This is a genomic window from Rhodoferax sp. (genome assembly GCF_023701345.1).
Taxonomy (GTDB): Bacteria; Pseudomonadota; Gammaproteobacteria; order Burkholderiales; family Burkholderiaceae_C; genus Rhodoferax.
The window spans coordinates 1-9654 of the sequence record NZ_JAMPXE010000124.1; the positions used below are offsets into that span (position 1 = coordinate 1).

The 9654-nt window shown below is 58.0% G+C and carries 7 protein-coding genes; all 7 read right to left on the reverse strand.

Going from position 1 to position 9654, the window contains the following annotated elements:
- Positions 1-204: 204 nt before the first annotated feature.
- The gene (gene thrS / locus NDI87_RS14290; RefSeq protein ID WP_296276047.1) at positions 205-2118 is read right to left on the reverse strand and encodes a threonine--tRNA ligase; all 1914 of its coding nucleotides are present in this window, start codon (positions 2116-2118) and stop codon (positions 205-207) included.
- Between the two features lie 144 nt (positions 2119-2262).
- Positions 2263-3582 carry an isocitrate lyase gene (aceA, locus tag NDI87_RS14295; RefSeq protein WP_296276049.1) on the reverse strand — a complete coding sequence of 440 codons (1320 nt, stop codon included), beginning with the start codon at positions 3580-3582 and terminating at the stop codon, positions 2263-2265.
- Between the two features lie 354 nt (positions 3583-3936).
- Positions 3937-5406 (reverse strand): aldehyde dehydrogenase, encoded by a 1470-nt coding sequence (locus NDI87_RS14300; RefSeq protein ID WP_296276051.1) that lies wholly within the window; start codon positions 5404-5406, stop codon positions 3937-3939.
- Positions 5407-5462: 56 nt separating this feature from the next.
- Positions 5463-6323 carry an ABC transporter permease gene (locus tag NDI87_RS14305; protein ID WP_296276052.1) on the reverse strand — a complete coding sequence of 287 codons (861 nt, stop codon included), beginning with the start codon at positions 6321-6323 and terminating at the stop codon, positions 5463-5465.
- 164 nt (positions 6324-6487) lie between these two features.
- Positions 6488-7393, reverse strand: a complete 906-nt coding sequence (locus NDI87_RS14310; RefSeq protein ID WP_296276054.1) for an ABC transporter permease subunit — start codon at positions 7391-7393, stop codon at positions 6488-6490.
- 9 nt (positions 7394-7402) lie between these two features.
- Positions 7403-8503, reverse strand: a complete 1101-nt coding sequence (potA, locus tag NDI87_RS14315; RefSeq protein ID WP_296276055.1) for a polyamine ABC transporter ATP-binding protein — start codon at positions 8501-8503, stop codon at positions 7403-7405.
- A gap of 155 nt (positions 8504-8658) precedes the next feature.
- Positions 8659-9654: extracellular solute-binding protein (locus NDI87_RS14320; protein ID WP_296276057.1), on the reverse strand; the 996-nt coding region annotated here is incomplete at its 5' end.

The window sequence follows — 9654 nt, forward strand, 5'->3', positions numbered from 1 at the left end:
GATATTGACAACACCCAGGGGCTCGTTTTCAACACCAGAGAGGCGAACTTCTGGCACCATGATTTCCCGATTCAATCGGTGTTTGCGTTCTTCGCGGTGACGGCGATCACGAAATTCGGTAGCGATGACTTAATCCTTCACAAAAACTGCCACATCCATCGTGGCTAAAACTGGGCAGCGCAACCCCGTGAACAATTTAAAAAATCAAACTATTGATTTATGCGTCACGTCAGCCGAAATTTTTTGAGCAAACTCGGCAATCGACATCACGCCAAGGTCTTGTCCACCTCGGGCTCGCACTGCAACAGCACCGGAGGCCATCTCTTTGTCGCCAATCACGATCAGATACGGCACCTTCTGCATTGAATGCTCCCGTATTTTATACGTGATTTTTTCATTGCGCAGATCTGCCTCTACCCTAAAGCCTTGATTTTGCAGCGTTTTGACGACATTGCGGGCATATTCGGCCTGTGCGTCGGTGATGTTGAGCACTTTGACCTGCACCGGCGCGAGCCAGGTTGGCAACGCACCAGCGGTTTCCTCGATCAGAATGCCGATGAAACGCTCCAGGCTGCCGACGATGGCACGGTGCAGCATGACCGGGCGATGGCGGGCGCTGTCTTCGCCCACGTAATCGGCATCGAGGCGCTCGGGCATGGAGAAATCGACCTGGATGGTGCCGCACTGCCAGTGCCGGCCAATGGCGTCTTTCAGGGTGTACTCAACCTTGGGACCGTAAAAAGCGCCTTCGCCGGGCGACAGCTCAAACTCACAACCCGAGGCGCGCAGGCTCTCGATCAGCGCGTGCTCGGCTTTGTCCCAGATTTCGTCGGAACCAATGCGCTGCTCGGGCCGGGTGGCAATTTTATAGATGATGTTCTTGAAGCCGAAGTCGGCATACACCTTTTGCAACAGCGTGGTGTAGGCCACGCACTCAGCCAATATCTGGTCTTCGGTGCAAAAAATGTGGCCATCGTCCTGGGTAAAGCCGCGCACCCGCATGATGCCGTGCAGGCCGCCGGTGGCTTCATTGCGGTGGCACTGGCCGAATTCACCGTAGCGCAGCGGCAGGTCACGGTAGCTTTTCAGGCCCTGCTTGAAGATCAGGATGTGACCCGGGCAGTTCATGGGTTTGAGCGCGTAGTCGCGCTTTTCAGACTCGGTGGTGAACATGTTGTCGCGGTACTTGTCCCAGTGGCCGGTCTTTTCCCACAGGCCCTTGTCCAGCAGTTGCGGCCCCTTGACCTCCTGGTAGCCATTCTCGCGGTACACCTGGCGCATGTACTGCTCCACCGCCTGCCAGATGGCCCAGCCCTTGGGGTGCCAGAACACCATGCCCGGGGCATGGTCGTCGACATGGAACAGGTCGAGCTCGCGCCCCAGCTTGCGGTGGTCGCGCTTTTCGGCTTCCTCAAGCATCGTCAGGTGCTGCTGCAGGTCTTCTTTGGTGGCCCAGGCTGTGCCATAAATACGCTGCAGCATTTCATTGCGATGGTCACCGCGCCAGTAGGCACCCGCGACTTTCATGAGCTTGAAATGCTTGAGCTTGCCGGTGCTGGGCACGTGTGGGCCGCGGCACAGGTCTTCAAAAGCGCCTTCACGGTACAGGCTGACGTCTTCACCGGAGGGAATGCTGGCAATGATTTCTGCCTTGTAGTGCTCGCCCAGTGCCTTGAAATAAGTCACCGCTTCGTCACGCGGCAGGACCCGGCGCAACACGGGCTCGTCCTTGGCCGCCAGGGCCGTCATGCGTCTTTCAATGACCGCCAGGTCTTCCAGTGTGAACGGACGTTCGAACGAAAAGTCGTAGAAAAAGCCGTTTTCGATCACCGGACCAATCGTGACCTGTGCCGTGGGGAATATTTCCTTGACCGCGTAGGCCAGCAGGTGCGCCGTGGAATGCCGAATGACCTCCAGACCCTCTGCGTCCTTGGCGGTGATGATGGCCAGGCTGCTGTCTTTGTCGATCACAAAGCTGGTGTCGACCATCTGCCCATTCACCTTGCCGGCCAGCGCCGCCTTGGCCAGGCCGGTGCCGATGGATGCCGCCACCTCGGCCACGGTGACCGAGGCATCGTAGTCGCGTTGAGAACCATCGGGAAGCGTGATTTGGACCATGGCAATGAAGGGTATGGGTAATGAAAAAACGCGGAGAGCTCCGCGTTAGTGATCGCTGATTTTAAACCGTAGTTGTCCAAATAAAAAAAGGCTGGCCGCCCCCGTCAGGGAACGCCAGCCTTTGACCTCCTCAGGCCCTGTTTTTTAGTGGAACTGTTCTTCTTCGGTGGAGCCGGTTAGTGCCGTCACGCTGGACTTGCCGCCCTGGATCACGGTGGTGACTTCATCAAAATAACCGGTGCCAACTTCCTGCTGGTGCGACACAAAGGTATAGCCACGATCGCGCGCTGCAAACTCCGGCTCTTGCACTTTTTCAACATAAGCGGTCATGCCGCGTGCCACATAGTCTTGCGCCAAATCGAACATGTTGTACCACATGGAGTGGATACCGGCCAGGGTAATGAACTGGTACTTGTAGCCCATGGCGCCAAGTTCTTTCTGGAACTTTGCAATGGTGGCGTCGTCCAGGTTTTTCTTCCAGTTGAACGAAGGCGAGCAGTTGTAGGCGAGCAGCTTGCCCGGGTGCTTGGCGCGCACAGCCTCAGCAAATTTGCGGGCAAACTCCAGGTCAGGGGTGCCGGTTTCGCACCACACCAGGTCGGCGTAGTCGGCATAGGCCACCGCGCGGCTGATGGCCTGGTCCAGGCCTTTGCGTGATTTGAAGAAGCCTTCAGCGGTGCGTTCACCGGTCAGGAAGGGCTTGTCATTTTCATCGTAATCGCTGGTCAGGAGGTCGGCTGCCTCGGCGTCGGTGCGGGCAATCACCAGGGTCGGCACGCCACACACGTCAGCAGCCATGCGGGCTGCAATCAACTTCTGAATGGCTTCATTGGTTGGAACCAGCACCTTGCCACCCATGTGGCCGCATTTCTTGGCCGATGCCAACTGGTCTTCCCAATGCACGCCCGCAGCGCCAGCGCGGATCATGTTCTTCATCAACTCAAAGCCGTTGAGCACGCCGCCAAAGCCGGCTTCGGCGTCGGCCACGATGGGCGCAAAGTTGTCGATGTAGCCCTTGTCACCTGCATCAATACCACGGGAATGCTGGATTTCATCGGCACGGCGGAAGGCATTGTTGATGCGCTCGACCATGGTGGGCACCGAATCGACCGCGTACAAAGATTGATCCGGGTACATAGACATGGACGTATTGCCGTCGGCAGCGACTTGCCAACCCGAAAGGTAGATGGCTTTGACGCCGGCCTTGACTTGCTGCATGGCCTGACCGCCGGTGAGTGCACCCAGGCAGTTGACATAATCTTCTGTGTGGAGCAGGCTCCACAGTTTTTCAGCACCACGACGCGCCAGGGTGTGCTCGATCGGGAATGAGCCTCGCAGACGCACCACGTCGGCGGCGCTGTAGCCGCGCTTGATGCCTTTCCAGCGCGGGTTGGTCGCCCAGTCTTTTTCAAGTGCGGCAATTTGTTGTTCGCGGCTCAATTGTTCGGTGAGAGCTTGTGGCATGGGGTCACTCCTAAGTTGATGAATTAAGGGCATCTGTCGCGGCAAGCTGTCGATGTCTTGGCGTTTATTCTATGTCTTATAGAAGACACCAAACACATCTTATGTCTTATAGAAGACTTTTATTTAATTAAATTAAATCAACAACTTATTTATTATATTTCGCAATATAAAACACAATTTTTTGAATTCCATGAATTTTCAGTCAACTTCGTTCTTCTTCATTGCACGATATGGAATCAAAATTTCGCAATGCAAAATTAGTACAAGGAGCGTCGTCCTTGAACAAAGTGAAGCAATCCATGACAACAACATCCCCCTTTTGTCATGCCGGACCAGATCCGGCATCCAAGGTGCTTAAACCGGACTGTCGATGCGAATCCAGGTGGTTTTGGTCTCGGTGTACTTGTCAAACGCATGCAGCGACTTGTCGCGCCCTACCCCGCTTTGTTTGTAACCGCCAAACGGCACTGTGATGTCGTCTTCGTCATACTGGTTGACATGGACCGTGCCGGCGCGCAGCGCACGCGCCACGCCGTGGGCTTTGTTGATATCGCGCGTCCAAACCGCCGCCTGCAGGCCGTAGACACTTTGATTGGCCTGGCGCACCACCTCAGCCGTATCGGTGAACGACAGCACCGACAACACGGGTCCAAAAATTTCCTCGCGGGCGATGGTCATGTCAGGCGTCACGCCGGCAAAGATGGTGGGCTGGACGTAGCAGCCGCCGCTGTCCACCAGCGCCTGTTCGCCCCCGGCCAGCAGGGCCGCGCCCTCCTGTTTGCCCAGTGCGATGTAGCGCAGCACCGAGTTCATTTGCGCCTGGTCGACGATGGCGCCCATGACGGTGTCGGGCGCCAGCGGATCGGCAGGCGCGTAGCCGGGCACCAGTGCCAGGGCTTTCTCCAGAAACTGATCGCGGATGCCGGCCTCGACAAACAGCCTGGAGGGTGCATTGCAGCTTTCGCCCTGGTTGAAAAAAATGCTGCCGACCGCCGCCTGCACTGCCCTGTCCAGGTCGGGGCAATCGGCAAAGACAATATTGGGCGACTTGCCACCCAGCTCGGTCCAGGCGCGCTTGAGGTTGCTTTGCCCGGCCATCACATGAATTTGCTTGCCCACCCGGGTCGAGCCGGTAAAGGCAATGCAGTCGACGTCCATGTGCAAGGCCAGCGGCGAGCCAGCCTCAGGGCCATAACCCGGCACCACGTTGAACACGCCAGGCGGTATGCCGGCCTCCAGCGCCAACTCGGCCAGGCGGAGTGCCGTCAGGGGGGACTTTTCGCTGGGCTTGAGCACCACGGAATTGCCGGCAGCCAGCGCCGGGGCGATCTTCCAGGCGGCCATGATCATGGGGTAATTCCAGGGCACGATGACTCCGACCACACCCATCGGCTCACGCTGGATCAGCGCCAGCGCGGTGCTGGCGGTGGGTGCAATTTCGTCGTAAATCTTGTCCACCGCCTCGCCGTACCAGCGGATGCAATTGGCCGCGCTGTTGACATCAACGCCGCGGGCATACTGGATGGGCTTGCCCATGTCGAGCGTTTCCATCAAAGCCAGTTCATCGGCGTGGGCCAGCAACTGGTCGGCAAATTTGATCATGACGCGCTTGCGCGCCGCTGGCGCCATGCCGCACCAGCGCCGGTCTTCAAAGGCCGCCCGCCCCGCCGCCACCGCCGCATCGACATCGGCCTGGCCGCAACGCGCCACGGTGGTGAGCAGGCGGCCATCGACGGGCGAAATGCAGTCAAAGGTCTGGCCGTCGTGGGCGTGCACGCGCACCCCGTTGATCAGGGCCCGGCCGTCATATAGCGGTGTTGTCATGTCAAAACCCTCGGAAGTAAAAGCGTTGCAACCCAAAGGCAAGGCGTCAAAAAGTGTTACCGGGCCTGCAAGGCAGCCAGTTCGGCACGCGTGGCCGCTGCGATCTCGCGCTCACGGCGCCGCGTCTGGCGCGCCACCCAGACACTGTAGCCGATCACCACCAGCGTGACCGACACGATCAGCAGCGTGGCCGCCGCGTAAATGGTCGGGTTGATGCCGCGCCGGGCATAACCAAAGATCACCTGCGGCAAGGTATTGACACCCGGGCCCGACAAGAATTCGGCAATCACCACATCGTCGAACGACAGCGTAAAGGCCAACAGATAGGCGGCAAAAATAGCCTGCAATATATTGGGCATGGTGATCAGGAAGAACACCTGAAACGGCCGGGCACCGAGGTCCATGGCGGCCTCTTCGATAGCCCGGTCCATCTCCAGCAAACGCGACTGGATCACCACCATGCCATAGGCCATGCCGAGCAGGGTGTGCCCCAACACGATCGTCAACATGCCGCGCTGCGGCCAGCCAAAGGCGTTTTGCACGCCCACCATGAGCAGCAACAGGGACAGGCCGATCACCACCTCGGGCATCACCAGCGGCGCGTTGACCATGCCCGAAAACAGGGTTCGCCCGGGAAAACGGCGATAACGCACCAGCACAAAAGCAGCAAAAGTGGCCAGCACGGCCGAGGCCACGCCGGCAGCGGTGGCCACCTGAAGCGAGAGCCAGAAACCATCGACAATTTTGGTGTCGCGCGTAAGCGCCTCGTACCAGCGCAATGAGAAGCCGGTGAACACCGCGTCCTGGCGCGTGCTGTTGAAGGAAAACACAATCATGAAGAACAGCGGCAGGTACAGGAACAGGTAGGTCAAACCCATCCACAGCTTGCCGAAATATTTTTCAAGAAAACGATTCATTAAAAGTCCTTCAAACATGCCGTTTTACAAGCGCAAGGAGCCGGGGTGGCAAAGCGTTCTGCGAAGGTAAAGGAGGAGCCCGCAGGGCGGGGGACACGCAGCGGAGCGCTTTGCCGCCCCGGCTCCTGGCACAGCAAATAACATCGGCGAAGCGGCGCAGTGGGTCACCCTTGTTCACCCGTGTAATGGTAATAAATAGCCAGCGGCACCACGATCAGGCCAATCATGACCACCGCCAGCGCCGTGGCGCGCGGCCAGTTGTTGCTGCTGAACATTTCGTCCCAAACCACCCGGCCAATCATGATGTTCTCCGGGCCGCCGAGCAGCGACGGGATCACGAACTCGCCGACCGACGGAATGAACACCAGCATGAAACCGGCGATGATGCCGGCCTTGGACAACGGCACGGTGACCAGCCAGAACGCCTTGATGGGCGAGGCACCCAGGTCGTAGGCCGCCTCGAGAAGCCGGAAGTCCATCTTGACCAGGTTGGCGTAGAGCGGCAGCACCATGAAGGGCAAATACACATAGGTCATGCCCACCAACATCGAGATGTCGGTGTAGAGCATCTGGATGGGTTCGTTGATGAGACCCAGCGCCATAAACACCTGGTTCAGCATGCCCTGGTCGGCCAGAATGCCTTTCCAGGCATAGACCCGCAACAGAAACGACGTCCAGAACGGCAGCATCACCATCATCAACAGGGCCGGGCGCACGCTCGGCTTGGCGCGGGCAATGAAATACGAAAACGGATAGCCGATCAGCAGGCACAACAGCGCCGTGCACAGAGCGTACCAGAGTGAGCGCAGATAGGCTTCGATGTAGAGAGTCTGAAATAATGCCCCCCCCTCCCCGGCACGAAAAATCGACCAGTAGTTTTCGTATTTGAGCTTGAGCAGGCCGGTGCCGGAATCCCAGATCGGCTTGAACGGCGAAATGTCGTTGCCCATGTCGACAAAACTGATGTAGAGCAGAATCAGAAACGGCAACAGAAAAAACAGGATCAGCCAGACAAAAGGCACGCTGATGACAAAGCGTCTGCCGGGCATCGTCAAACTCTGGATGGCCATGGCAGCTCCTCAGTCGCGCAGCACGATGCCGGCAACATCGCTCCACCAGAAATACACATCGTCTTCCCAGGTGATATTGCTGAGGTCATGGCGCGAGGTGTTGGCCTCGGTGATCTTGACCCGGGTCCCGTCAGAGGCTATGACGATAAAGGAGTTGTAGGAGCCAAAATAGGCAATTTCCTTGACCTTGCCTGCGAACAGGTTGTGCGCAAGGTTGGGCCGCTCTTTGCTGATTTCAATTTTCTCGGGGCGCACCGCGATCGACACCGGCATGTGCAGCGCGCCGCTGACGCCGTGACCGACATGGATCTCGCCAATGGCGGTGGTCACGGCGCAACGGTCAGGCTCGTCAATGCTGAGCTTGCCGTCAAACAGGTTGACGTTGCCAATAAAGTCGGCCACAAAACGGTTGGCCGGGTGCTCATAAACCTCTTCGGGCGAACCCACCTGCAACACCCTGCCCTTGCTCATGACCGCGATGCGGCCCGCCATGGTCATGGCCTCTTCCTGGTCGTGGGTCACCATGACACAGGTCACACCCACTTTTTCAATGATGTTGACGAGCTCGAACTGGGTCTGCTCGCGCAGTTTTTTGTCAAGCGCACCGAGCGGCTCGTCGAGCAGCAGCACTTTCGGTTTCTTGGCCAGGCTGCGCGCCAGCGCCACCCGCTGCTGCTGGCCACCCGACAACTGGTGCGGCTTGCGCCTGGCGTAGGGCGTCAATTGCACCAGGTCCAGCATCTCACCGACGCGTTGCTTGATGTCGTTCCTGGGCAGCCCTTCACGCTTGAGGCCAAAGGCAATGTTCTCCCAGATGTCCAGGTGCGGAAACAAGGCATACGACTGGAACATCATGTTGAACGGGCGCTCGTAGGGAGCCAGCTTGGCCACATCCTGACCACCCAGCAGGATGCGCCCGGAAGTCGGGGTCTCGAAGCCCGCCAGCATGCGCAGCAAGGTTGATTTGCCGCAGCCCGAACTGCCCAGCAAGGCAAAAATTTCTCCCTGGCTGATGGACAGGTCGACCTCATCGACCGCCAGGGATTCGTCGAAACGCTTGACCAGCTTCTCGGTCACAAGATAGTCTTTTTTGGCACCCACGTCAGCCATCGTCAACCCTTTGGTTCAGCACTCATTTAACTTGCAGGGCAGCACAATCACCCTGAAGGCATGTGAGACACCGTCATTGCGAGGAGCGCAGCGACGCGGCAATCCATGCAGTCTGAGGTCATGGATTGCTTCACTGCGTTCGCAATGACGTTGGTTTACTTGCCTTTTTTGAAGCTGTTGTAGGCATTGGCCATGGCTTCACGGGCCTCATTGCTGAAGCTGCTGGGCGGGATCATCTTGGCAAAATAATCAGCCTCGACAAAGATGGTCTTGTTGGCGGCGATTTCCGGCTTGACCAGCGGCACCCCCGCCTTGTTGGCCGTCGGGTAGTTCATTTCATTGGCCATCAAGGCCGCATTCTCGGGACGCAAATAGAAGTCAATAAAGGCATGGGCGTTGTTGGGGTGCTTGGCATCCTTGGTGATGGCCATGGTGTCAAAGAAGATCAACGCACCAGTGCTGGGCAACATGGACTCGATCTCGTCCTTGGATTTGTTCTCCTTGGCGCGCGCAGCGGCAATATTGATGTCGCCCGACCAGCCAATGGCCACGCAGGCCTTGCCGCCGGCGATGTCGTCAATCATGGTCGAGCTGAAGATGCGCACATCCTTGCGCACCTTGGCCAGCATGTCGGTGGCCAGCTTGTAATCAGCCGGATCATTGGAGTAAGCGTCCTTGCCAATGTAGTGCAAGGCCACGGGAATGATCTCGGTGGGCGAATCCAGGTAGGCAATACCGCAGGATTTGAGTTTGCTGGTGTATTCGGGTTTGAACACCAGATCCCAGGCGTTTTCCGGCATCGGCGTTTTGCCGAGCGCCTTGGCCACTTTGGTTTTGTTGATGCCGACCGTGGTGAAACCCCAGGCCCAGGGCACCAGGTGCTTGTTGTCTGGGTCGGTCTTGGCAGCCAGCGTGGCCATGATGGAAGGATCCAGGTTGCCCAGGTTCTTGATCTGGGCCTTGTCCAGCGCCTGCAACAGGCCGCCTTCAATTTGCGGCTTGGCAAACACCGAGCCCGGCACCACGATGTCGTAGCCCGAATTGCCTGCCACCAGCTTGGCGTGCAAGGCCTCGTTGGTCTCGAAGGTGTCGTAATTCACCTTGATACCGGTTTCTTTCTCGAACGTGGCGATCATGCCCTCGGGAACGTA

What these genes read in the sequence shown, in the direction of transcription:
- thrS (WP_296276047.1), bottom strand. Translation starts at nt 2,118, where the DNA reads ATGGTCCAAATCACGCTTCCCGATGGTTCTCAACGCGACTACGATGCC.
- aceA (WP_296276049.1), bottom strand. Translation starts at nt 3,582, where the DNA reads ATGCCACAAGCTCTCACCGAACAATTGAGCCGCGAACAACAAATTGCC.
- NDI87_RS14300 (WP_296276051.1), bottom strand. Translation starts at nt 5,406, where the DNA reads ATGACAACACCGCTATATGACGGCCGGGCCCTGATCAACGGGGTGCGC.
- NDI87_RS14305 (WP_296276052.1), bottom strand. Translation starts at nt 6,323, where the DNA reads ATGAATCGTTTTCTTGAAAAATATTTCGGCAAGCTGTGGATGGGTTTG.
- NDI87_RS14310 (WP_296276054.1), bottom strand. Translation starts at nt 7,393, where the DNA reads ATGGCCATCCAGAGTTTGACGATGCCCGGCAGACGCTTTGTCATCAGC.
- potA (WP_296276055.1), bottom strand. Translation starts at nt 8,503, where the DNA reads ATGGCTGACGTGGGTGCCAAAAAAGACTATCTTGTGACCGAGAAGCTG.